We start from the raw sequence: 22548 nt of genomic DNA on the forward strand, positions 1-22548 counted from the left end.
ACATTACTGTTAGTTGGCCAATTGAACGGTGGCGATCTCCCAAGGGCGCAGTGCAAGGCGGACAGTTCCGGAGGAGACAGGCAGCGGGTCGCCTGGGCGGCCTCGGAGGTCGGCGTGGCGGGCCTGGGTGAACGAGCCGGAGATGACCGCCTCCGCGGAGCTGTCCGACAAAGCCACGACCCGGAGTTCGTGCCGGCCGTCGCGGACCCTGAGCGAGGTCATGACCACGCCGTCGCCCGTCACCGACAGACCGGGGGCCGCCGGGGGCAGGGTGAGTGACGGGTCGCCGGTGCCGGGGACCGCGAGGAGGTCGTGCCGGAACGTCTCGGCCGCCGGCGGCACCGCCTCCCACGAGCCGCTGTACGGCATGAGCGCCAGGCTAACCGTGCGCAGGCCGCGTGACTGGGCGGCCGGGGTCGGCAGCTGGGGGCCCGCCGGCTCGGGGCGCATGGCGTGCAGGTTGCGTGAGAGGTAGCCGACCGAGCGCAGCAGGGTGAGGGCGAGCTCCGCGCCGCCGTCGACCAGCTCGTACTCGGTGACGTGCTCCAGCAGCGCCGCGACCCCGCCGGCGGCCACCCACCCGGAGGCCGGGAACGTGGGCAGCGGCTCCTCGCCACAGCCCGGCTCCGCGGTCAGGCCGCGGGTGACGACCGCGAACTGGCCCTCCGCGTACGAGGCCGCCGCCCGCGCGGGCAGCGGTACGTGCAGGCGTACCCGGTGGTCGGAGCAGCGGTTGTCGAACGAGACGTGCAGTCTGACGTACGGCTCGCCGGCCCGCAGTTCGACCCGCGTGTCGACGACGATCTCCTCGGTCGTCCCGGTCCTGGCCGCGGCCGGGATCTCCGGGGTGCCCTCGATGCCCTGGCCCGCGGCGGGCCAGCGGTAGGTGCGGCGGACGTCGAAGGCGGCCAGCAGCGGCCCCGAGTAGACCGGCGTCAGCTCGACCGACTCCGGGTCCGACACGATCCGGTCATCGGCCGGGGGCGCGTAGTTGTAGGTGTCGCCCACGTCGCCGCCGTCCACGATGCGGCCCGCGCCCGTGAGGGTGGTGCCGTCGGCGCCGGTCAGCGTCAGTGTCCCGTCCGCCGCCACCTCGACCCGCAGCAGCCCGTTGTCGAGCGCCCGCTCCTCGGCCCGCACCCCGGCGACCGGCGCACTCACGGACGACGCCGACGGGTCGTACGGCGCCGGGCGGACGCTCGTGTGTCCCAGGGGCGGCGTCTCGACGAGCGCGGCCACCGTGCGGCGGGGCTCGGCGACGATGCGTACCCGGGTCACCCCGTCCAGCGCCCCACGTACCTGCGCCACGTTGAAGGCCACCGCGGACTCGCGCGCCACCGTGAACGTCAGCGTGCCGTCGTCCACCGACCAGCCGGTGATGTGCTGACCATACAGCTCCGTGCCGTGGATGAAGGTCAGCGCGGTGGCCGGGTCCATCTCGGCGTCCAGCAGCAGCGTGGGCGCGTACTCCAGAGTCTGCGCGGGCACCGGCGCGCCGTCAGGGTCCACCAGCGGGTCCCGGCCCGCCACGTCCACCAGCACGACGCCGCGCCGGGCGGCGGGTGTCGGGTTGACGACGAGCACCCCGTCCGACGGTACGGCGGCGGACAGCCTGGCGGTCACCATGTCGCGTACGGCCTGCCCGAGCTGCTCGGCCTCGGCGATGCGCGCGGCGACCTGCTGGGCCGTGTCGTCGACGCCGCAGCCGGTCACCGAGTCGTGCCCGCTGGCGTCCACCAGGCGCCACCACGCCATGTCGAGGAACCGGCCGGGCCAGTCGCCGCCCCACAGCGTGGCCAGCGGCTCGGCGTAGCGCTCGACCATCCGCTCGGCCCGGCCCATGGCCTGCTTGACGTGGGCGCGTACGGAGATGACGCCGGGCAGGATGTTCGCGCGGGCGTGTGAGCGCAGCTCCCCGGAGACCCGGGGCAGCCCCTCCACAGAACCCGAATAAGCCCCGATATAGCCGGTCAAAGTGTCCATGCGGGCGCCGATGTCGGCCACCATGCCGGGCAGCCCGCGTACGGGAGCCGAATGGTCGGTCCCGTACATCGCCAGCAGCGCGCCCTCGGGCCCGTGCCACTCCCGCATCCGCTGGATGAACTCGGCGGCCCGCTCCGGCAACTGCGCCGGATCCTCGAACAGGTGCGCCCCGTTGCCATATCCACCGGCGGGCAGGTACTGCGTCCGCAGAGCCGTGCCGTCAGGCGCGACCCAGGCGAAGGCGTCGGTCACCACGGACGACGGCACCCCGCGATAGACGCAGGCGTGCAGCAGCCCGGCCCGCCGCAGAATCTGCGGCATCTGCGCCGTGTGCCCGAACATGTCAGGCAGGTAGCCCACCGCCATGGCCCCACCGAGCTTGTCGGCCCGGTTCATGCCCAGTTCGAGGTTGCGCACGATGTTCTCGCCCGAGCACAGGAACTCGTCGAGCAGGATCTGCCACGGCCCGACCGCCAGCCGCCCGGACTCCACCAGGGCGGCGATGCGGTCGCGGTTCTCCGGCCGGACCTCCAGGTAGTCGTCGACGCAGGCCAGCTGACCGTCGAGAGTGAAGTGGTAGTCGGGCTCGCGCTCCATCGTGTCGAGCACTTCGTCGAGCAGCGCCACCAGCCGCAGCCGGAACCGCTGGAAGGGCTCGTACCACTCCCGGTCCCAGTGCGTGTGCGGGACGACGACGATTTCGGCGCTCACGCGGCTTCCCCTCCGATCGGCAGGTCATGCTGTACGGCGAAGCAGGCGGCGATGCTCTGGGCCGTGACGATGTCGGCCAGCCCACCGGCCGCGGCGGTGAGCGGCGGCTCGCCCTCGTTGACGTAGGCGTGGAAGGCGGCCAGCTGCACCTCGAACGCCTCGGTCACGTCCCGCCATTCGGTCCGGCTCTCCGCACCGGCGACCCCCGAGACCACGGTCAGCGTCGTGGGCGCGTTCATCAGGTAGGGAGAGGGGAAGACCAGCTCCAGCGAGCCCTTGTCGTGGTGGATGGCCACGGTCTCCCGGTAGGCCGTGTAGTCCTCCAGGTAGTGCCACCGGATCGAGAACCGCCCGCTGACGGGCAGCGTCCCGGAGACCTCGATGGACCCCGGACCCGGCCCCCACGTCTCAACTGCCGAAATATCGGCAGGCGACCCGGTAAAGCGCCTCAAGAGCGACAAATCGTGGCATATCGAGCCGAGGGCCACCCCGTAGAGGGCCCGGACCGAGTCGGGAGCCGAGTCCCCGAGCGCCCGGGAGACCAGCGCGTCCTCCGCCGCACGCAGCGAGGCCAGCAGCTCGGGGTCCACGTCACGGCCCGCCGTCAGGTTCGCGAAGGCCAGCTGGGACCCGGCGCTCGGGTGCAGCACGGTCACCTCGACCGACCGGATCGCGGCCGGACCGCCCAGCTCGGCCAGCAGCTCCTCGGCCCGGCGCACGGCCGGGTCGTACTGCTTCATGTAGCCGACCATCAGCCGCCCTTCGGGCAGCGCCTCGACCTCGGCCCTGGTCAGCGCGAGCGGCTTCTCGCAGAGCACGGCGTAGCCCGCGGCCAGCGCCTGGCGTACCGGCTCGCCGTGGGAGCCGGAGGCGAGGATGAGCACGGCGTCGAACCCGCCCTCGGCCAGCATGCCCTCCACGACCGTGAAGCGCTTCGGCGCCCCCAGCCGGTCGCCGACGGCGTCCGCGGCGGTCCGTGACAGGTCGCAGACGGCGGTCACCTCGAACAGGTCACGGCGCCTCGACAGCAGCGGCACGTACACCGCCTGCGTGACGGCACCGCACCCGACAAGCGCGATCTTCAAAGCCCGATCCTCCAGCGTGGGGTCAGTCTGGGGGTCACAGTCCCAGCTCTCTCAGCTTCTCGCGGTTGGCCGCCTGATCGGCGATGTTCCGCTCAACCGACCGGCGGCCCGGCAGGGTGTCCTGCTCGATGATGACCCAGCCCTGGTAGCCGATCTCGTCGAGCACGCGGACGACACCCGGCAGGTCCAGCTCGCCCTCGCCCAGCGGGGCGAACCCGCCGCGGCCCATGAGCTCGCGCAGGTCCACGCCGTCGGCGAGGGCCTGGCCGAGTATCGCGGTGTCGCCGTCCTTGATGTGCACATGGCCGACCCGGTTCGACCAGTCGCGGAGCGCGGTCACCGGGTCGCCGCCGGCCAGCAGCAGGTGGCCGGTGTCGAGGCAGAGCTGCACGTCGGTCAGCTCCAGCAGCCGTTCGACGTCCTCGGGCGTCTCGACGTACGTGCCCAGGTGGTGGTGGAAGGCGGGCTCGAAGCCGCGTTCCCGGCAGCGGTCGGCCGCGATCTGCACCCGGGAGGCGTAGCCGGGCCAGTCGGCGGCGGCCAGCCCCGGAGCGTTCCCGCCCGGCCTGGCGAACCTGGCCGGCGAGCCCGAGCAGCCGAGCGTGGGCCGCGGCGCCAGGTGTTCGGGAGCGGCCGGAGCGGCGGCGAACACGTCGAGCGTCGCCTCCAGCGCGACCAGCCCCTTCTCGAACTCCACGGGGTCGCTGTAGCGCAGGTCGGCCCAGCCGCCGGCGAGCAGCAGCCCGTCGAGCCGCTTCACCAGGTCCGCGCCGGTGCCCAGGTAGCCGATGGGTCCCAGGTCGATGCCCGCGTAGCCGGCGTCGGCGAGCGCGCGGACCATCCGGTCGGCGGTCAGCGGCGGCGGCGCGTCGGCCAGCTCGAACACACCGAAACTCACGGGGGCGTTGGCGACTCGTATCACTCGCATAGCGCTATTACCTCGTTCTCATACGTTTCCAGGCGATGCCGTCCCTCTCCCACAGGGACTCGTACCCGCTCACCGCGGATGACCTGGCGATCGCCCCCAGGGCGCACCAGGACGAGGCCGTCGGCGTCGAGCGCGAGCAGTTCGTCGCCCAGCCGGAGCAGCAGCGGCTCGCCGGGCCCCGCGGAGATCGCGGTACGGCCCGCGGCGACGGCATCGAAGATCGTGCTGGTGTCCTCGGCCAGGACCCAGGTGGTGGGCGCGCCCGGCAGGCCGTCGTCGCCGATCCGGTGGAAGTCGCTGGCGCCGATCGCGACCAGGTCCGGGTGCCAGGCGTCGGCCCAGGCCAGGGGCGCGCCCCAGCGCCGGTCCCACCAGCCGGAGTGCCAGACCTCGGCGATCCGCGGCCGTTCGGCCACCGGCTGGAGCCAGGCGCAGTCGCCGCCGAGCGGGTGGTTGATCGAGATCAGCCCGCCCTCGCGCGCGGCGTGCCGGACCCAGGAGTCGGCGGGCTGCCGGAAGTCCACCCAGCCGACGTCGCCGAACACGTTGGCGTGCCCCCGGTCGGTGGTGACCTCCTGGCCGGGCAGCAGCGCGATGCCGCGGTCGTCCCCGAGCCATGGGTGGTGGCTGACGGTGTTGTGGTCGGTGACGACCAGGAAGTCGAGGCCGCGGCCCTTGGCCAGCTCGGCCAGCTCGGGGACGGTCAGCACGCCGTCGCTGTGGACGGTGTGGGCGTGGAAGTCGCCGGCGAACCAGCGCAGGCCGTCGACACCGGGCAGGTCGCGGCGCGGCGGCCGTTCCCCGTGCGGCGGCTCCTCGACCACCGGCCGCGGCGGCACGGCGGACTCGGTGATGATCTCCAGCGTGTAGTCGAGGCCCTGCGGCGGCACCCGGTGCAGCCGCAGCCACACCTGCCACGTCCCCGCCTTCAGCTCGCCGGGCAGGTAGCCGGGCGTCGCCCAGTCGGTGGTGATCGTGTACTCGTCGCGCGCGCCGCCCGACCAGCCCCGGAACCCCTCGGGCGAGCCGCACCCGAGATCGAGCACCCCTTGCGACCGGTCGAAACTCAGCCGCACGGTCAGCGCGGCCGTGCCGCCGGGCACCTCGAAGGGCACCTCGCGCAGGATCCGCTCCAGCCGGTCGTCCAGGCTCCAGTGGCCGCGGATCAGGGTCATGCCGACACCAGCTCGCCGTCGCGGTAGACCAGGGCCCGGTCGCGGCGGGGCGTGGCGAAGCCGTCGACGCCCAGCTCGGGCTCGTCGCCCTCGGGCACGACCGCTTGGACGAGCACGTCGCCGACCTCCAGCGTCACCAGGTGGGACGCGCCCAGGTTCTCCACGATGGCCACCTTTCCGCCCAGGGAGCCCTCAGCGGGCTCGGCCGAGTAGGTGTTGTACTCGGGCCGCACGCCGTACACGATCCGCTCGCCGTCGACCAGCAAGCCCTCGGCCGAGACGGGGACCGGCACCTTGCACCCGGCCACCTCCAGCGTGTCACCGCGGACGGTCCCGTCGAGCAGGTTCATCGGCGTCGAGCCGATGAACCCCGCGACGAAGGTGTTGGCGGGCCGCTGGAACACCTCGGCCGGGGTGCCGATCTGGCGGATGTGCCCGGCCTCCATGACGGCCATCCGGTCGGCCATGGCCAAGGCCTCGGCCTGGTCGTGGGTGACGAAGACGGTGGTCACGCCGAGCTCGCGCTGGAGTTTCTTCAGGAACGTACGGGCCTCCAGCCGGAGCCGGGCGTCGAGGTTCGACAGCGGCTCGTCGAACAGGAACGCCTTCGCCTGCGTCGCCATGACGCGGGCCAGCGCGACCCGCTGCTGCTGGCCGCCGGACAGCTGGCCGGGGCGCCGGTCCATGAGCTGGTCCAGGCCCAGCCGGGTGCCGACCTCCAGGGCCTTGCGCTGCCGGTCGGCCTTGCCGACCTTCTTGATGCGCAGCGGGTAGGCGATGTTGTCGGTGACGTCCATGTGCGGGAACAGCGCGTAGTCCTGGAAGACCATCGCGATGTCCCGACCGCCCGGCTGGACGCCGGTGACGTCGCGGTCGCCGATGACGACGGCGCCGCCGGTGGCGGTCTCCAGCCCGGCGATCGTGCGCAGCAGCGTGGTCTTGCCGCAGCCGGACGGGCCGAGCAGGGCGAAGAACTCGCCGTCGGGGATGGCCAGGTCGAGCGAGTCGAGCGCTTTGACTCCCCCGGGATAGACCTTGGTCAGTCCTCGCAGTTCGATTGCGGCCATCAGCGCTTGATCCCTCCGTGGAAGCGGAAGCCGTACTTCTTGCTGACGAACAGGTACATGAGCACCACAGGGACCGAATAGAGCAGGCCGAACGTGGACAGCAGGGTGAGGTTGGCCTGGCCGCCCTCGGTGTACAGCGTGTACATGATGACTGCCGCGGGCTGCTTCTCGACATCGCTCAGCAGCAGGTACGGCATCAGGAAGTTGCCCCACACGTTGGCCACGGCCCACACCGCGATCGTCGCCAGCCCCGGCCGTACCAGGGGAACGACCACGTGGCGGACGATCTGCAGCGGCGAGGCCCCGAAGACCCGCGCCGACTCCTCGTACGACTTCGGCGTCGAGTCCATGAAGTCCTTGAGCATGAAGATCGCCGCGGGCAGCAGGCCACCGGTCAGGATGAGGATCAGCCCGAACTGCGAGTCGATCAGGTTCAGCTCGACGGCCAGCTGGAACAGCGGCACCATCGCGGCCGTGCCGGTGATGATCGAGGACAGCAGCAGCAGCGCGTAGAGCAGCGCGTCGCGTCCCGGCAGCCGCACCCGGCTCAGCGCGTACGCGGCCAGCGCCGCGAACAGCACCACGAGCAGGGCCGTGCCGACCGCCAGCACCAGCGAGTTCACCAGCGACGGCAGCGCGTACGGGTGCTCCAGGATCGCCGTGAAGTTGTCCATGGTGAAGTCGGGCACCCGGACCTCGTAGGTGGGGTCCGAGGTGAACGGCGCGGCGGCCAGCCACAGCAAGGGGATGGTGAAGAAGGCCAGCAGCACCGCGATCAGCGTGTAGAAGCCGATCCGGCCCAGCACGAACCGCGTCATTTCTTACTCCTGAGCAGGCGCAGGTAGAACACCGCCACGACCAGGTTGATCAGCAGGATCACCGTGGAGACGGCGGCGCCGTAGCCCAGCTCCTGGCCCAGCAGCGCGACCTTGTAGACGTGGACGGCCAGCACCTCGGTCTGACCGTCGGGCCCGCCCGCGGTGAGCATGAACGGGGTGAAGTCGTTGAACGTCCACAGGCTGATCAGCAGGAGGTTCGTCAGGATGTGTCCCCTGATGTGGGGGAACACCACGTCACGCAACTGCTGCCAGCCGGAGGCCCCGGCCAGGCGGGCGCTCTCCAGGTGCGAGGGCGGCACGTTCCCGAGCGCGGCGCCGTACAGCATCATCGAGAACGCGGCGCCGCGCCAGGTGTTGAAGACGACGATCGACAGCATCGGGTGGTCGAGCAGCGGCGCGAAGCCCGGCAGGTGGAGCAGCGCCTGGAGCGTGCCGCCGTCGCGGTCGAGCAGCGCCACCCACAGGAACGAGACGACGGCGCTGGGCAGGATCCAGGCCAGGATGACCAGGCCCTCGACGGCCCGCTTGAGCGGCCCGGTGCGATCACGCATCAGCCAGGCGATCGTGAACCCGAGCACGACCTGGCCGATGACGGCCGACCCGAGCACGAACTGGACGGTCAGCCAGGTGGAGTCCCAGAACGCGGGATCGGAGACCGCCTTGACGAAGTTGTCGAAGCCGACGAGCTTGGGCTCGGCGGCGGCGGTGCCCGTGAGGCGGTAGTTGGTGAGGCCGAGGTAGAGGACCCAGAGCGCGGGGAAGACCAGGAACACCGCGATCAGCGCCAGCGCGGGCGCCACGAAGGCGCCCGCTCTCAGCCTGCCCAGGCCCGCCGCGTCAGAGCTGTAGCGGCGGGCGGGCGCGTCATCGACGACCTCAGGAGGCGATGTTGCCTGCGCCACCGACGATTCCTTCGAGCTTCTTCTGGTAGTCGGCGGCGGCCTGGTCGGGTGCCGTGCCCCCGACGACGGCGGCCGTGGCCTCCTGGAGCGCGGCCGACACCTGCGGGTAGACGGCGACCGGCGGCCGGTAGGCCGTCAGCGGCAGCACCTTCTCCGAGATGAACGTCAGCAGCGGCTCCCCGGCGAGGATCTCCTTGTTGACGTCCGTACGCGGGGTGATGCGCACGTTGCCGTTCTTGGTCTCCTCCTTCAGCCCTTCCGGCGAGAGCGTGAAGGCCAGCAGGTCGAAGGCCTCCTTCGGATGCTTGCTGTTGGGATTGACGGTACGCAGCGCGCCGCCCGACATGCTGACGAAGTCCTGGCCGCGCAGCCCCTTGCCCGGCTCCATAGCCGGGATCATGGCGTAGCCCACGGTCTGGTCGCGGTCGGCCATCTTGGCCACGCCGGTCTGGGGGTTGACGACGCCGCGCCAGAAGTAGTCGCCCTCCATCAGGATGCCGATCTTGCCGCCGGCGAACTGCTGGAAGGACTTGTCGCGGCCCTTGGCCTCCTGCTGGAGCTTGGGGTCGCCGAGGCCGCTGCCGCCGTAGATCTTCTGGTAGAGGCCGAGCGCGTCCTTGAGCGGCTGGGAGGCGCCGGTCCACTTGCCGTCCTTCTGGACCTCACCGCCCGCGCCCGCCAGCAGCGGGAGCACGCCCTGCATCGAGGTGGCCTCGCCCATCGCGGTGCCCGCGTTGATCTGGATCGGCACCGGGACGCCCGACGACTTCAGCTTGGTGCCGGCGTCGAGGATCTCCTGCCAGCTCTTCGGCTGCCAGTCGGCCGGCAGGCCCGCCTTCTGGAAGAGCGTCTTGTTGAAGTAGAGCACCCGGCCGTCCGTACCGACGGGCAGCGCGTACTTCTTGCCGTTGAACGTGGCCAGCCCCTGCACCGACTCGGGGATCTGCTGCCAGCCGTCCCAGCTGTCGGCGCTCGCCCCGACGACGTCGGACAGCGGCTTGATGTAGCCCGCCTCGGCGAACTCGCCGGCCCAGATGCCGTCGATGTCGATCACGTCCGCGCCCTTGCCCGACTTCAGGTCGAGGGAGAGCTTGGTCTTGTACTGCTCGTCGTCGACACCGCTGGGGACGAACTTGACCTTGACGTCCTTCCCCTTCGCCTTCTCGGCCGCCTCGAACTTGGGGACGACCCAGTTGGCGAGGAAGTCGGCCGCCGCCGCGTTCTTGCCACCCGCGATGGCGTTCTGCGCGATGGTTAACTCGATCGTGTCCCCTCCGTCGCCGCCGGACGACTGGCCGCACGCGGCGAGCCCCAGCGTGGACACGGCGAGGACCGCGACCATGCCAACCGACCTATTCCGCAATCCCATGCAAACCCTCCGACACGTCCTAAAGGCACGACGGTGGCCAATATGTCATGACATCCAGATGACGTAAAGGTCCGCCGATATTTCGCCCATGTGTCCACATGCTGCATCTTTGTTACGAGGAGGTCTCGGTGCCGGCGACCCACTCAAACGGGGATTCGGTTGGCACACAATCCCCCACATAGCGGACATCCGAATGTCATGACAATATGCCTTAGTAGGCAATAAGGCTCCGTCTCTGGAGGTGCGTTGTACGACCTGATCACGATCGGCCGCTCCGGTGTCGACATCTATCCGCTGCAGACCGGCGTAGGGCTGGCCCACGTCGAGACCTTCGGTAAATTCCTCGGCGGGAGCCCGACAAACGTCTCGGTCGCGGCCGCGCGCCACGGGCTGCGCGCCGCGGTGATCACCGCGGTGGGCGCCGACCCCTTCGGAGAGTTCGTCCGGCAGGCGATCCGCGGGTTCGGCGTGGACGACTCCTTCGTGGCCACCGTCGACGGTCCCCCGACGCCTGTCACGTTCTGCGAGATCTTCCCGCCTGACGACTTCCCGCTCTACTTCTACCGGGGCGAGCATCCGCCGGACCTGCGACTGACCGCCGAATCGCTGGACCTGGCCGCGATCCGCGAGGCGAAGCTGTTCTGGTTCACCGGCACCGGTCTGAGCAAGGAGCCGAGCCGAGCCGCGCACGCCGCCGCGCTGGCCGCGCGTACGTCCGGCTGGACCGTGTTCGACCTGGACCACCGCCCGATGCTCTGGGAGTCGCCCGAAGCCTCCCAGGAGGCGGTACGCCAGGCGCTCCCGTACGCCAACGTCGCCGTCGGCAACCTCGACGAGGTGGAGAACGCGGTCGGCACCCGCGACCCGGAGGCGGCCGCGCAGGCGCTGCTCGACGCCGGGATGCGCGTCGCGATCGTCAAGATGGGCCCGCACGGGGTGCTGGCCCGCAGCAAGGACGAGTACGCCGTGGTGGAGCCGGTCAAGATCGACGTGGTGAACGGCATCGGCGCGGGCGACGCGTTCGGCGGCGCCGTGTGCCTGGGCCTGCTCAGCGGCTGGACGCTGGAGCGTACGGTCCGCTTCGCCAACGCGGCGGGCGCCTTCGTGGCCGCCCGCCTGGCCTGCGCCGACGCGATGCCCACGACTGACGAGGTGCTGGCACTCCTATGAGCGACATCACGCTGTCCCGAGCCGCCCGCTACGCCCACCTGACCGACATCCGGGCCACCAGGCCGGAGGAGATCGAGCGCGCCGCCGCCCGGCGGCAACGGCGCGGGCTGCCGGGCGAGGGCGAGCGGCTGCTGATCATCGCGGCAGACCATCCGGCCCGTGGCTCGCTGGCCGTCCGTGACCGGCCGTTGGCCATGGCCAGCCGCACCGACCTGCTCGACCGGCTCCAGACGGCGCTGGCCAGGCCCGGTGTCGACGGCATCCTGGCCTCCCCCGACGTGCTGGAGGACCTGCTGCTGCTCGGCGCGCTGGAGGACAAGCTGGCCTTCGGCTCGATGAACCGGGGCGGCCTGCAGGGCTCGGTGTTCGAGCTGGACGACCGGTTCACCGGTTTCGACGCGGCCTCCATCGACGCCATGCGCCTCGACGGCGGCAAGATGCTCTGCCGCATCGACCCGGCCGACCACGCGACGGTCACCACGCTGGAGTCGTGCGCCCACGCGGTCAGCGACCTGGCCCGCAGGCGGCTGCTGGCGATGGTCGAGCCGTTCTGGTCGGCGCGCACGGAGACGGGCGTCCTGCGCAACGACCTGTCGCCCGACGCGGTCATCAGGTCGATCAGCGTCTGCCAGGCGCTCGGCACCACCTCCGCCTACACCTGGCTGAAGATCCCCGTGGTCGCCGAGATGGAACGCGTCATGGCCGCCACCACGCTGCCCGCGCTGCTGCTCGGCGGTGACCCGCCCGACATCGACGCGGCCTACGCGAGCTGGGACCGCGCGCTGCGCCTGCCGGGTGTGCGCGGGCTCGTCATCGGCCGCGCGCTGCTCTACCCTCCGGACGACGACGTCGCCGGCGCCGTGGACGGTGCGGCCGCCCTGGTTCGAGAGGTGCGCTCATGACATACCTTCCGTACGGAAAGGCCGCCAGCGGGCCGTGGTCGGTGGAGATCACGCCCTCCTTGGCCGGTTGGACCTACTCGGGGCTGCGCGTCGCCCACCTCGGCGGCGACCCGGTCTCCTTCTCCACCGGCGAGGAGGAGATGCTGATCCTGCCGCTGTCGGGCTCGTGCACGGTGACGTGTGGTGCCGAGCGGTTCGAGCTGACGGGCCGCGCGTCGGTGTTCGCCGGCCCCTCCGATTTCGCCTATATCCCGATTTCTACGGATGTGACGGTGGAGGGGTCGGGACAGATCGCGTTCCCGTCCGCTCGGGCGACCCGGCGACTTGCTCCCCGGTACGTCCCGGCCTCGGCGGTGCCGATCGAGATCCGCGGCGCGGGCCAGGCCAGCCGACAGGTGAACAACTTCTGCGCCCCCGACGTCTTCGAGTGCGACAAGCTCGTGGCCGTGGAGGTGCTCACGCCGGGCGGCAACTGGTCGTCCTATCCGCCGCACAAGCACGACACCCTCCATGAGGGCGAGGCCGTGCTCGAGGAGATCTACTACTTCGAGGTGGCCGACGACGGCCTCGGCTACCAGCGCGTCTACAGCTCCGAGCGGGGCCAGATCGACACGCTGGCCGAGGTCTCGTCCGGTGACGTGGTGCTGGTGCCCTACGGCTACCACGGCCCGTCGATGGCCGCGCCCGGCTACGACCTGTACTACCTGAACGTCCTGGCCGGACCCGCCGACGAGCGGTCGATGGCGTTCTGCGACGACCCCCGGCACGCCTGGATCCGCTCCTCCTGGGCAGGCCAGGACATCGACCCGCGACTGCCGTTCGGGAGGACCTCATGACCCGCCTGACCGTGGCGCAGGCCGTGGTGCGCTTCCTGGCCCGGCAGTGGAGCGAGCGCGACGGCGTCGAGCACCGGCTGTTCGGCGGCTGCTTCGGCATCTTCGGCCACGGCAACGTGGCCGGGCTCGGCCAGGCGCTGGCCACCTCGACCGAGGACCTGCCCTACCGCCTGAGCCGCAACGAACAGGCGATGGTGCACACGGCCGCCGCCTACGCCCGCGCCAGCAACCGGCTGTCCACCCTGGCCTGCACCACCTCGATCGGGCCCGGCGCGACCAACATGATCACCGGCGCGGCGGGTGCGACGATCAACCGCCTGCCCGTGCTGCTGCTGCCCGGCGACGTGTTCTCCACCCGGGTCGCCAATCCGGTGCTCCAGGAGCTCGAAGACCCCCGCTCCTACGACATCTCGGTCAACGACTGCTTCAAGCCGGTGTCGCGCTACTGGGACCGGATCAACCGGGCCGAACAGCTCCCGTCGGCGCTGCTGGCCGCCATGCGGGTGCTCACCGACCCGGCCGACACGGGCGCGGTGACGCTGGCGCTGCCCCAGGACGTCCAGGCGGAGGCGTACGACTGGCCGGAGGAGCTGTTCGAACGCCGCCTCTGGCACGTGCCGCGGCCCCGCCCCGAGCGGGCGGCCCTGGCGCGGGCGGCCGAGCTGATCAGGTCCGCGAGCCGCCCGCTGATCATCGCCGGTGGCGGGGTGATCTACAGCGAGGCCACGGCCGAGCTGCGGACCTTCGCGGAGACGTACGGCATCCCGGTCGCCGAAACGCAGGCGGGCAAGGGCGCGCTGCCCTACGGGCACCCGCTCGCGATGGGCGCGGTCGGCGCGACCGGCACCACCGCGGCCAACGCGCTGGCCCGCGAGGCCGATCTGATCATCGGCATCGGCACCCGCTACAGCGACTTCACCACGGCCTCCCGCACGCTCTTCGCGGACGGGACGCGGTTCGTCAACCTGAACATCACCGGCTTCGACGCGGCCAAGCTCTCGGGGCTCCAGGTGGTGGCCGACGCCCGTGAGGGCCTGACCGAGCTGGCCGGGGCCTGCGCGGGCTGGAGCACCACGGAGTCGTACCGCTCGCGCGCCGCCGAGCTGTCGGCCGCCTGGGACGCGGTGGTGGACGAGGCGTACGCGCTGGACGGCCGGCCGATGCCGCAGTCGGCCGTGATCGGCGCGGTCAACGCCGCGGCCGGCGACGACGGCGTGGTGATCTGCGCGGCCGGCTCGATGCCCGGCGACCTGCACAAGCTCTGGCGGCCGAGCGGTCCCGGCAGCTACCACGTGGAGTACGGCTACTCCTGCATGGGCTACGAGATCGCCGGCGGGCTGGGCGTCAAGATGGCCGTCCCCGACCGCGAGGTCTTCGTCATGGTGGGCGACGGCTCCTACCTGATGATGGCCCAGGAACTGGTCACAGCCGTCGCCGAAGGCGTCAAGCTGATCGTGGTGCTGGTGGACAACTCCGGCTTCGCCTCGATCGGCCGCCTGTCGGAGAGCGTCGGCGCCGAACGGCTCGGCACCTCCTACGCCTACCGGGGCTCCGGCCGCTACGACGGCGCCGGCCTGCCGGTGGACCTCGCCGCGAACGCGGCCAGCCTCGGCGCCACGGTGCTGCGGCCCGACACGCTGACCGACTTCCGCAAGGCGCTGGAGGCGGCCCGCGCGGCCGAGGAGACGACCGTCGTCTACGTCCGTGCCGACCCCCTGCTGGACAGCCCGTCGTCGGAGGCGTGGTGGGACGTCCCGGTCGCCGAGGTCTCGGCCGCACCGGAAGGCGGTACGCTCCGCGCTTCGTACGAGTCCGAGAAGAGCGCCCAGAAGCCGCACATCACCCCCGGTTGACCGGTTGGCCGGAGATCGCCATGCCGCATGATGGGAGGCATGAAATGGGCAACGTTCGACTGTTTCGGCACACTCGTCGACTGGCGGCACGGCATCTCCACCAGCGCCGAGCTGGTGGCTCCCGGTAAGGGAGAGCGGCTACTGGCGGCCTACATCCGGCACGAAGCCGTGGTCCAGAAGGAGTCACCCGGCCTGCGCTACCGCGAGGTGCTGGCGGAGTCGCTGCGCCGGGCGTGCGCTCAGGAGGGCGTGGCGCTGGGCGATGACGACGTCTCGGTGCTGGCCGCCACGATCCCGTACTGGCCGGTCTTTCCCGAGGTGGGCGCGGAGCTGTCGGCGCTGCGGGCGGCCGGCTGGAACCTGGCGCTGCTCACCAACTGCGACCGGGACCTCATCGCCGAGACGCAGCGGCGGCTGCCGGTGCCGTTCGACGCGGTGGTGACCTCCGAGGACGTGGGCGCCTACAAGCCGGCCGACGCGCACTTCGACCGGTTCCGGCGGGCGCACGCGCCCGACCCGTGGGTGCACGTGGCGCAGAGCTACATGCACGACATGGAGCCGGCGCACCGGCTGGGCATCCGCCGGGTCTGGATCAACCGGCAGGCCGAACGGCCGAAGGACCCGTCGATCCCGCAGGAGGTGCTGCCCGACCTGCACGGGCTGCTGGCCGTCGTGGAGAAGGCCGCCCGCTGAGCCGGTCGCGCCGCTCGCTGAGTCAGGCTCGTTGCTCGCTGAGTCAGGCTCGTTGTTCCAGGACGTCGGCGATGCCGGCCAGGAAGGAGTCGACGTCCGCGATCAGGTAGCCGGCCCGCAGCAGCACGGTCGAGAACTTCGCCTCGCGGACGTTCTTGGCCGTCACCGGGTAGTCCGTGGTGCCGCGCAGCGTGGCCACGATCCGGTCCAGGAAAGCGTCGATCTCGTCCTCGTTGTAGCCCGTGCCCATCCGCCCGGGCCGGAAGGCCACCCGCTCCACCCGCGCCGCCTGCGCCTCGAACCACTCCTCGCGCAGCATCTCACCGGTCGGCTCGGTCATGGCCAGCCGTACGGGACTCTTGGCCCGCGTCTCCAGCGCCACCACGAACGCCTCCAACGCGAAGTCCACCGCGGTCTCCTGATAGCCGCCGCGCTTGGCCCGGAACGTCGCCCCGCGCACATCGTCGGCCGTGACCTGCGCTAATTCGCGCGGCCCCCGGCCCAGAGTCGCCTCGATCCGCCCGATCAGGGCGTCGACCTCGACTGGGTCATAGCCTGAACGCATGCCCATGACGCGTGGAAAGCGGTTCAAGCTCACTCCTTCTGCGGTGTGCTGGGGTTGCTCATATTGTGGGGCTCTTTATGCCGACAATGCGAACCGAGATATACCGTTTCTGCACCATGCGATTGTCTAAGGTCTCTTTCCGTTATCGAAGACGTGACCCTTCCGTCATTCAGGACGTGGACGCGCACCTCGATCCCGGCGACGTGATCGAGGTCGCCGGCGTCAACGGCGCGGGCAAGTCCACGCTGCTCCGCCTGCTGGCCGGGCTCACCCAGCCCTCTTCGGGCACGATCACCGAGCGTCCCCCGGTGGTCGGCTTCGCCCCCGACCGCTTCCCGATGGAGCAGCCCTTCACGGTCTCCGGCTATCTGCGCCACATGTCCCGCGTACGCGGCGGCGCGCGCTGGGAGCCCTGGGCGGAGCGCCTCGGCATGGCCCACCTGCTCGGCCTGCGGCTGAGCGAGTTATCGAAGGGCAGCGCCCACAAGGTCGGGCTGACTCAGGCGCTGATGTGCGGCCCCGGTCTGCTCATCCTGGACGAGCCGTTCGCGGGGCTCGACGCCGACACCCGCGAGGCCCTGCCGTCCATCGTCACCGAACTCTCCGAGGGCGGCGCCATCGTGGTGGTCAGCGACCACCAGGGCGGCCTGCGCCACCTTCCCTCCATCCGGCATTGGACCGTGGTGGACGGCAGGGTCAAGGAGGGCACGGTGGGGCAGCGGGCGACCGTACGGGTGGATCTGCCGGTGGACGAGGTCCGGTCGTTCATCGCCAGGATGCGTGACGAGGGCTACCGGGTGCACGACATCGTCGCTGAGGAGCAGCCATGATCGCGCTGACCGTTTTCCGGGTCGCCGCCTACGTCCGGTCGCACCGTGTCTATCAGGCACTGCTGTTCCTGCTCGTGCTGGTCGCGATCACCTATGGCAGTCGCGCGCCCAAGGGCGCCGAGACCGCCGTCCTCGCGGACGCCGCGGTGCTGGCGATCCCGATCCTGGCCTGGGCCAGCAGGAGCCTGCTCGACACCGAGCCCGACCAGCAGCGGGCCCTGTCGGAGATCAGTGTGGGCGGCCGGCTGCGCGAGCTGGGCGCGGGCCTGCTGGCGGCGCTCATGACGTCGCTGGTGCTGGTCGCGCTGGCCCTGGGCTGGGGGCTGGCGCTGGGCGTCAGCGCTGTCCCGGCGCCAGGGGAGTTCGCCGGCGTACTGGCGTTGTACGGCATCGCCGCGCTGGCCGGCGTCGTGTTCGGCGCGCTCACCAGCCGGGTGATCCTGCGCTCCCCCGCGATCTCCATCATCGCGCTGCTGCTGGGCTTCCTGGCCATGCTGGTGCTCAGCGCCTCGCCCTTGTACTGGCTCACGATCCCTCTCGTCAGCTGGATGAAGTCCGCGAACTCCGCCGACCTGACGGCCCAGTTGCCGGAACTCGCGGCCATCTCGCTGTTCTGGTGCCTGCTCGGCCTGGCCTGCTACGTCTGGCTGCGTCGTACCCGGCCCTGAAAAACCCGGGAGAACGTCACACGCGCCGCTTTGAGCCAGTAGGTTAGTGAGCACTCACCCACCTATGAGGAGCAGGCGTCATGAAGGTGATCTGTGTAGGCGACAGCATAACGCGTGGTCAGGTCAGCGGGAACTATGTGAAGCTGCTGGAGTCCCGGCTGACGGGCGACACCGTGCTCAACGCGGGCGTCAACTACGACGTCTCCGCGCATGTGCTCGACCGGCTCTCCGAGGTCGTCGACCAGGACCCCGACGTGGTCACCGTGCTCATCGGCACCAACGACGCCACCGCCACGCTGGGCGAGCAGACCGCCCAGAAGCTACGCAACCGGTGGAAGCTCACCGAAGACCCGACCCTCGACGGGTACGCGGCGAACCTCGCCGCCATCGCCGCCCGGCTCAAGGACGAGACCCGGGCACGGATCGCGCTGATCTCCCCGCCGGTGCTCGGGGAGGACCTCGACTCCGTGGCGCTGCGGCGGACCTCGGAGTTCGGGGAGATCGTACGCAAGGTCGCGGCCGAGCAGTTCGTGACGTACCTTCCGCTCAACGAGCAGATGGTGGAGTACCTGGAGAAGACGGAGCACGCGCCGCGCGTCCACTACCGGCCGGACAGCCTGCTGGCGCCTACGGCCGCGATGCAGCACTTCTTTCTCGGGCGCGGCTTCGACTCGATCGCCAAGAGCCGCGGCCTGCTGCTGACCACCGACACCGTCCACCTGAACAGCCGGGGCGCCGGGATGATCGCGGACCTGATCGAGGGGTTCGTGCGCGCTTCCTGAGGCTACTCGGCAGCCTCTCGGCGGCTATTTTGCGGCTATTCGGTGGCGGCGAGCTGGCCGCAGGCGCCGTCGATCTCGCGGCCGCGGGTGTCGCGGACGGTCACCGGCACGCCGTGGAATTCGAGCCGGCGCACGAACGCCCGCTCGTCCTCCGGCCGGGAGGCGGTCCACTTGGAGCCGGGCGTCGGGTTGAGCGGGATCAGGTTGACGTGCACCAGCTTGTTGCGTACGAGCTTGCCGAGCAGGTCGGCCCGCCACTCCTGGTCGTTGATGTCCTTGATCAGCGCGTACTCGATCGAGACCCGGCGCTTGGTCTTGGCCGCGTACGCCCAGGCGGCGTCGAGCACCTCCGACACCTTCCAGCGCGTGTTGATCGGCACCAGCGTGTCGCGCAGCTCGTCGTCGGGCGCGTGCAGGGACAGCGCGAGCGTCACCGGCAGGCCCTCGTCGGCCAGCTTGGCGATGGCGGGCACCAGGCCGACCGTGGAGACCGTGACACCGCGCGCCGAGATGCCGAGACCGTGCGGGGCGGGCTCCACCATGCGGCGCACGGCCCCGATGACCTGCTTGTAGTTGGCCAGCGGCTCGCCCATGCCCATGAAGACCACGTTGTTCACCCGGCCCGGGCCGCCGGGCACATCGCCCGCCGCCAGCGCGCGGGCACCGGAGACCACCTGCTCGACGATCTCGGCGGTGGACATGTTGCGGGTCAGCCCGGCCTGGCCCGTCGCGCAGAACGGGCAGTTCATGCCACAGCCGGCCTGCGACGACACGCACATCGTCGCCCGGTCGGGATAACGCATGAGCACCGACTCGACCAGCGCGCCGTCGAAGAGCCGCCAGAGCGTCTTGCGGGTCGTGCCGCCGTCGGTGGTCAGCTCCTTGACCGGGGTGAGCAGCGACGGCAGCAGCACCGACAGCTTGTCACGGGCCGCCGCGGGCAGGTCGGTCATCGCGTGCACGTCGGCGTTCAGGCGCTCGAAGTAGTGGCGGGACAGCTGGTCGGCGCGGAACGCCTTCTCGCCGAGCTCGGCCACCGCGGCACGCCGGTCAGGCATGGACAGGTCCGCCAGGTGCCGAGCCGGCTTGGCCCTGCGCGGCGCGACGAAGGTGAGCTGACCTGGCTGCTGGGACACGTTTCTGCCTTTGCTTGGGTGGTTACCGACCAGGGTAGTGAACGCTCGGCTCCCAAGTGACATTCCATGAGGGAGCTCCCGGTGGCGGTAGCCCTCGCATGAGGGTGGGGGCCGATCTAGAGTGCATCTCGTATGGCGATTTTCCGGTCGGCGTCTGGCGAGGGGCAGACCGAGGTCGTCCTCACCGCCGGCAACCCGTATGGCAGCCGGACGCTCGTGGTCGAGCGGGACGAGGACGCCTCGGTAGCTTACCTGTGCTCGCCCGACGGCGCCGTGCACGGCGCCGTCTGGCTGGCCAACCACCGTCCCGCGCCCCCGGTCGTCGATCTGGCCCGGCTCAACTCCGGGCTGCCGCCGCTCATGCCCAGGGCCAACACCACCCACCCGACCGGGCGCCGGCCGCTCGGGCAGCTCACCGCGCTGTGGTTCGAGGAGGGCGACGGGGTCGCGGTGTACGAGGACGACGATCTGCTGGCGGTCATCCCCGGATGGGCCGACATGAGCAGGGGCATGCCCGGCTACGCCCGTGACGCCGTCGGCGAGACGCCATTCGCCTGGGCGCTGTCCGAGGCGCTCGAAGGGCTGCGGCCGCGTATCGCCAACGCCAGATCGTACTGGCGGTGGCGGCATGGGGATGGGTCGTGGGCGTCGTTCCAGCAGTTCGTCATGGGGCACCTGGAGCGGGCGCTCGGACCTGCGGGTCGCTACTGGGACGCGAGCGGGGAGCGGATGCCGACCGTCGGCATCACCGAGCGGCCGCCGTACGGGCATCGGGAGTTCACGGTGCTGTCAACGGTCGGGATGAGCTGCCAGCGGATGCCCACCGTGGAGCAGTGGATCGACCGGCCGGGCGCTTACGCCCGGATCGAGCTGGCCGTGGCGACCCGCGAGGATCCGCGCGAGGCGGCGCTGCTGCTCGTGTGGCTGTCGCAGTATCCGTGGCACTCGGTCACGTGGCTGGGGCACGGGCACACGGCCAAGTGGTATCACGAGCCGGCCACGTTCCCGCTGGGCCCGCAGTACGCGGGGGTGGTGATGATGGCCGACCCACCCGCCATGCCCGATTTGTCAGGATTCGCCTTCGGGGGCGAGCCCGTCCGCTGGCTCTGGCTCCAGCCGGTCACCATCGAGGCGATGGACGAACACCGCCACTAGCCGCGTTTCCAGACGTACCGCTTCGTCATCAGCGTCGCTTCCGCTCCCCAGAAGGCCCCGAGCGATCACCGCTCCCCTCCCCGACAGAACCCCAGCGATCACCGCTCCCGTTCCGCAAACGGACACCAGCTATCACCACTCCCGCTCCGCAGACGGACCCCAGCGATCACCACTCCCGCTCCCCAAAAGGCCCTCCAGCGATCACCGCTCCCCTCCCCCACAGAACCTCAGCGATCACCGCTCCTGCTCCCCAGAAGGACCTCAGCCGAGGTGTGGCGGGGAGTGCGGAAACATGGGTCAGTTGTGATGACGTGCGGAATACGGGACCAGAGCCAGGCGGACACGGTCGCGTAACGGGCGAGCGCGTGTGTCTCAGGCGGGCGCGTTCGCGTCACCAGCGGGGCTCGGCGGGCGGGGTATGTCAGAAGAACAGCGTCATCAGCAGCCAGACCGGCACCAGTGTGGTCACCAGCGAGTCGAGCCGGTCCATGAGTCCGCCGTGACCCGGCAGGATCGAGCCCAGGTCCTTGATGCCGAGATCGCGCTTGATCATCGACTCGATCAGGTCCCCGACGGTCGCCAGCAGCGCCGCGAGCGCACCGATCAGGGCCCCCTGCCAGAACTGCCCGCCCATGAGCCAGCTCACCAGCCAGGCTCCCACCACGACGCACGCGATGACGGACCCGGCCAGCCCCTCCCAGGTCTTCTTGGGGCTGATGACGGTCATCTGGTGCTTGCCGAACAGCACACCCGCGATGTAGCCGCCGATATCACTGGCCACGGTCACCGCGATGAAGATGACCACCCGCTCCCGGCCATCACCGGGCGCCAGCAGCAGCGCCGCGAACCCGGCCAGCAACGGCGGATAAACCAGGATGAACACCGAGGCGGTCGCGTCACGCACATATCCGGCGGTGCCGTCGCTGAACATCCGCCAGATCAGCAGCACGAAGACGACCACCACGAACGCGCCGAGCAGCCAGACGGGCCCACCCCAGTAGGCACCGGCCAGCATCGCCGTCATGCCACCCAGCACGGGCACGGTCGGCACCTTGATGCCACGGCTGCCGAACGCCTGGGTCAGCTCCACCACCCCGACGCCCACGGCACCCACCAGCACCAGGAGAAAGAGCTCCTTGACGGTGTAGAGCGTGCCGATGACCAGCGCGCCCAACCCCACGCCCACCGCTATCGCGGCAGGTAGGTTCCGTCCGGTACGGCTGCCGCCGCTCGGGCTGGAGCCAGCCGTACGTTCTTCCACAGAGTCTCTTCCCTGGGCCTTCCCTGTGCCACGGCCCCCGCCCTGGGGCGAGGGCCGTGCGGCGCGCCGCTCAGACCTCGAGCAGTTCGGTTTCCTTGTTCTTGAGCAGATCGTCGATCTTGGCGACATGCTTCTGGGTGATGTCGTCAAGCTCCTTCTCCGCGCGGCGGACCTCGTCCTCGCCCGCCTCTCCGTCCTTGATCATCTTGTCGAGGATCTCTTTGGCGGAGCGGCGGATGTTGCGCACGGACACCTTGGCGTGCTCGCCCTTGTTCCTGGCGACCTTGATGTACTCCTTGCGGCGCTCCTCCGACAGCTCGGGGAACGACACACGGATCACCGCCCCGTCGTTGCCGGGGTTGACGCCGAGGTCGGAGTCACGGATCGCCTTCTCGATCGCGGCCATCGAACCCTTGTCGTAGGGCTGGATGATGACCATGCGAGCCTCGGGTACGTGGAACGAGGCCAACTGCTGGATCGGGGTCGGCGTGCCGTAGTACTCGGCATTGATCTTGTTGAACATCGAAGGGGTGACCCGGCCCGTCCGGATGCTCGCGAAGTCATCCTTCGCGACCGCGACGGCCTTGTCCATCTTTTCCTCGGCTTCGAGGAGGGTTTCGTCGATCACAGCGGCTCCC

The 22548-nt window shown here is 70.5% G+C and carries 21 protein-coding genes; 9 read left to right on the forward strand and 12 right to left on the reverse strand.

Going from position 1 to position 22548, the window contains the following annotated elements; translation table 11 throughout:
* Positions 1 to 9: 9 nt before the first annotated feature.
* The 8 genes from KME78_RS66955 to KME78_RS00225 are packed head-to-tail and all read right to left on the reverse strand — an operon-like array spanning position 10 to position 10032.
* A complete protein-coding gene (locus KME78_RS66955; protein WP_219526634.1) occupies positions 10 to 2694 on the reverse strand; it encodes a glycoside hydrolase family 38 N-terminal domain-containing protein in 2685 nt (894 codons plus the stop codon).
* Positions 2691 to 3779: a Gfo/Idh/MocA family protein gene (locus tag KME78_RS00195; RefSeq protein WP_219526635.1), complete on the reverse strand. Its 1089-nt coding sequence runs from the start codon at positions 3777 to 3779 to the stop codon at positions 2691 to 2693. The genes KME78_RS66955 and KME78_RS00195 overlap by 4 nt, the downstream gene beginning before the upstream one ends.
* A 34-nt stretch (positions 3780 to 3813) precedes the next feature.
* Positions 3814 to 4707, reverse strand: coding sequence for a TIM barrel protein (locus tag KME78_RS00200; protein WP_246650103.1), 894 nt, complete (start codon positions 4705 to 4707; stop codon positions 3814 to 3816).
* Positions 4698 to 5882, reverse strand: coding sequence for a CehA/McbA family metallohydrolase (locus KME78_RS00205; RefSeq protein WP_246650104.1), 1185 nt, complete (start codon positions 5880 to 5882; stop codon positions 4698 to 4700). Before KME78_RS00205 ends, KME78_RS00200 begins: the two co-directional genes overlap by 10 nt.
* A complete protein-coding gene (locus KME78_RS00210; protein ID WP_219526636.1) occupies positions 5879 to 6949 on the reverse strand; it encodes an ABC transporter ATP-binding protein in 1071 nt (356 codons plus the stop codon). The genes KME78_RS00205 and KME78_RS00210 overlap by 4 nt, the downstream gene beginning before the upstream one ends.
* Positions 6949 to 7767 (reverse strand): carbohydrate ABC transporter permease, encoded by an 819-nt coding sequence (locus KME78_RS00215; RefSeq protein WP_219526637.1) that lies wholly within the window; start codon positions 7765 to 7767, stop codon positions 6949 to 6951. The genes KME78_RS00210 and KME78_RS00215 overlap by 1 nt, the downstream gene beginning before the upstream one ends.
* On the reverse strand, positions 7764 to 8690 hold the full coding sequence (locus KME78_RS00220; protein ID WP_219526638.1) for a carbohydrate ABC transporter permease: 927 nt from the start codon (positions 8688 to 8690) through the stop codon (positions 7764 to 7766). The genes KME78_RS00215 and KME78_RS00220 overlap by 4 nt, the downstream gene beginning before the upstream one ends.
* On the reverse strand, positions 8665 to 10032 hold the full coding sequence (locus tag KME78_RS00225) for an extracellular solute-binding protein (protein WP_246650105.1): 1368 nt from the start codon (positions 10030 to 10032) through the stop codon (positions 8665 to 8667). Before KME78_RS00225 ends, KME78_RS00220 begins: the two co-directional genes overlap by 26 nt.
* 273 nt (positions 10033 to 10305) lie before the next feature.
* On the opposite strand from KME78_RS00225, the gene iolC reads away from it, so the two are divergent.
* The 5 genes from iolC to KME78_RS00250 are packed head-to-tail and all read left to right on the forward strand — an operon-like array spanning position 10306 to position 15513.
* The gene (gene iolC / locus KME78_RS00230; protein ID WP_219526639.1) at positions 10306 to 11229 is read left to right on the forward strand and encodes a 5-dehydro-2-deoxygluconokinase; all 924 of its coding nucleotides are present in this window, start codon (positions 10306 to 10308) and stop codon (positions 11227 to 11229) included.
* A complete protein-coding gene (locus KME78_RS00235) occupies positions 11226 to 12131 on the forward strand; it encodes a Cgl0159 family (beta/alpha)8-fold protein (protein WP_246650106.1) in 906 nt (301 codons plus the stop codon). The genes iolC and KME78_RS00235 overlap by 4 nt, the downstream gene beginning before the upstream one ends.
* A complete protein-coding gene (iolB, locus tag KME78_RS00240) occupies positions 12128 to 12967 on the forward strand; it encodes a 5-deoxy-glucuronate isomerase (protein WP_219526640.1) in 840 nt (279 codons plus the stop codon). The genes KME78_RS00235 and iolB overlap by 4 nt, the downstream gene beginning before the upstream one ends.
* Positions 12964 to 14820 carry a 3D-(3,5/4)-trihydroxycyclohexane-1,2-dione acylhydrolase (decyclizing) gene (gene iolD, locus KME78_RS00245; RefSeq protein ID WP_219526641.1) on the forward strand — a complete coding sequence of 619 codons (1857 nt, stop codon included), beginning with the start codon at positions 12964 to 12966 and terminating at the stop codon, positions 14818 to 14820. The genes iolB and iolD overlap by 4 nt, the downstream gene beginning before the upstream one ends.
* A 39-nt stretch (positions 14821 to 14859) precedes the next feature.
* Positions 14860 to 15513 carry an HAD-IA family hydrolase gene (locus KME78_RS00250; RefSeq protein ID WP_219526642.1) on the forward strand — a complete coding sequence of 218 codons (654 nt, stop codon included), beginning with the start codon at positions 14860 to 14862 and terminating at the stop codon, positions 15511 to 15513.
* Between the two features lie 43 nt (positions 15514 to 15556).
* Here KME78_RS00250 and KME78_RS00255 read toward each other — a convergent pair whose 3' ends face one another.
* Positions 15557 to 16105: a DivIVA domain-containing protein gene (locus tag KME78_RS00255; protein WP_219526643.1), complete on the reverse strand. Its 549-nt coding sequence runs from the start codon at positions 16103 to 16105 to the stop codon at positions 15557 to 15559.
* Between the two features lie 149 nt (positions 16106 to 16254).
* Between KME78_RS00255 and KME78_RS00260 the strand changes: the two genes are divergently transcribed.
* The 3 genes from KME78_RS00260 (at position 16255) to KME78_RS00270 (ending at position 18358) form a co-directional block, all read left to right on the forward strand.
* On the forward strand, positions 16255 to 16908 hold the full coding sequence (locus tag KME78_RS00260) for an ABC transporter ATP-binding protein (protein WP_308126745.1): 654 nt from the start codon (positions 16255 to 16257) through the stop codon (positions 16906 to 16908).
* Positions 16905 to 17576: a hypothetical protein gene (locus KME78_RS00265; RefSeq protein WP_219526645.1), complete on the forward strand. Its 672-nt coding sequence runs from the start codon at positions 16905 to 16907 to the stop codon at positions 17574 to 17576. Before KME78_RS00260 ends, KME78_RS00265 begins: the two co-directional genes overlap by 4 nt.
* An 80-nt stretch (positions 17577 to 17656) precedes the next feature.
* On the forward strand, positions 17657 to 18358 hold the full coding sequence (locus tag KME78_RS00270; protein WP_219526646.1) for an SGNH/GDSL hydrolase family protein: 702 nt from the start codon (positions 17657 to 17659) through the stop codon (positions 18356 to 18358).
* A 35-nt stretch (positions 18359 to 18393) separates the two neighbouring features.
* Here the strand turns inward: KME78_RS00270 and rlmN are convergent, their stop codons facing one another.
* Positions 18394 to 19494 (reverse strand): dual-specificity RNA methyltransferase RlmN, encoded by a 1101-nt coding sequence (gene rlmN / locus KME78_RS00275; protein ID WP_219526647.1) that lies wholly within the window; start codon positions 19492 to 19494, stop codon positions 18394 to 18396.
* A 132-nt stretch (positions 19495 to 19626) separates the two neighbouring features.
* On the opposite strand from rlmN, the gene KME78_RS00280 reads away from it, so the two are divergent.
* The gene (locus KME78_RS00280) at positions 19627 to 20649 is read left to right on the forward strand and encodes a suppressor of fused domain protein (RefSeq protein WP_219526648.1); all 1023 of its coding nucleotides are present in this window, start codon (positions 19627 to 19629) and stop codon (positions 20647 to 20649) included.
* A gap of 421 nt (positions 20650 to 21070) precedes the next feature.
* Here KME78_RS00280 and KME78_RS00285 read toward each other — a convergent pair whose 3' ends face one another.
* Positions 21071 to 21910: a phosphatidate cytidylyltransferase gene (locus tag KME78_RS00285; protein ID WP_308126746.1), complete on the reverse strand. Its 840-nt coding sequence runs from the start codon at positions 21908 to 21910 to the stop codon at positions 21071 to 21073.
* A gap of 70 nt (positions 21911 to 21980) precedes the next feature.
* Positions 21981 to 22538 carry a ribosome recycling factor gene (gene frr, locus KME78_RS00290; protein ID WP_219526650.1) on the reverse strand — a complete coding sequence of 186 codons (558 nt, stop codon included), beginning with the start codon at positions 22536 to 22538 and terminating at the stop codon, positions 21981 to 21983.
* Positions 22539 to 22548: the final 10 nt, after the last annotated feature.

The sequence above is a fragment of the Nonomuraea guangzhouensis genome (genome assembly GCF_019396345.1).
In the GTDB taxonomy this organism is placed as follows: Bacteria; Actinomycetota; Actinomycetes; order Streptosporangiales; family Streptosporangiaceae; genus Nonomuraea; species Nonomuraea guangzhouensis.

Excerpts from the sequence above, each read along its gene's own strand:
- KME78_RS00200 (WP_246650103.1), bottom strand. The coding sequence starts at position 4,707 with ATGCGAGTGATACGAGTCGCCAACGCCCCCGTGAGTTTCGGTGTGTTC.
- KME78_RS00205 (WP_246650104.1), bottom strand. The coding sequence starts at position 5,882 with ATGACCCTGATCCGCGGCCACTGGAGCCTGGACGACCGGCTGGAGCGG.
- KME78_RS00210 (WP_219526636.1), bottom strand. The coding sequence starts at position 6,949 with ATGGCCGCAATCGAACTGCGAGGACTGACCAAGGTCTATCCCGGGGGA.
- KME78_RS00215 (WP_219526637.1), bottom strand. The coding sequence starts at position 7,767 with ATGACGCGGTTCGTGCTGGGCCGGATCGGCTTCTACACGCTGATCGCG.
- KME78_RS00225 (WP_246650105.1), bottom strand. The coding sequence starts at position 10,032 with ATGGTCGCGGTCCTCGCCGTGTCCACGCTGGGGCTCGCCGCGTGCGGC.
- KME78_RS00235 (WP_246650106.1), top strand. The coding sequence starts at position 11,226 with ATGAGCGACATCACGCTGTCCCGAGCCGCCCGCTACGCCCACCTGACC.
- iolB (WP_219526640.1), top strand. The coding sequence starts at position 12,128 with ATGACATACCTTCCGTACGGAAAGGCCGCCAGCGGGCCGTGGTCGGTG.
- iolD (WP_219526641.1), top strand. The coding sequence starts at position 12,964 with ATGACCCGCCTGACCGTGGCGCAGGCCGTGGTGCGCTTCCTGGCCCGG.
- KME78_RS00250 (WP_219526642.1), top strand. The coding sequence starts at position 14,860 with ATGAAATGGGCAACGTTCGACTGTTTCGGCACACTCGTCGACTGGCGG.
- KME78_RS00265 (WP_219526645.1), top strand. The coding sequence starts at position 16,905 with ATGATCGCGCTGACCGTTTTCCGGGTCGCCGCCTACGTCCGGTCGCAC.
- KME78_RS00270 (WP_219526646.1), top strand. The coding sequence starts at position 17,657 with ATGAAGGTGATCTGTGTAGGCGACAGCATAACGCGTGGTCAGGTCAGC.
- KME78_RS00280 (WP_219526648.1), top strand. The coding sequence starts at position 19,627 with ATGGCGATTTTCCGGTCGGCGTCTGGCGAGGGGCAGACCGAGGTCGTC.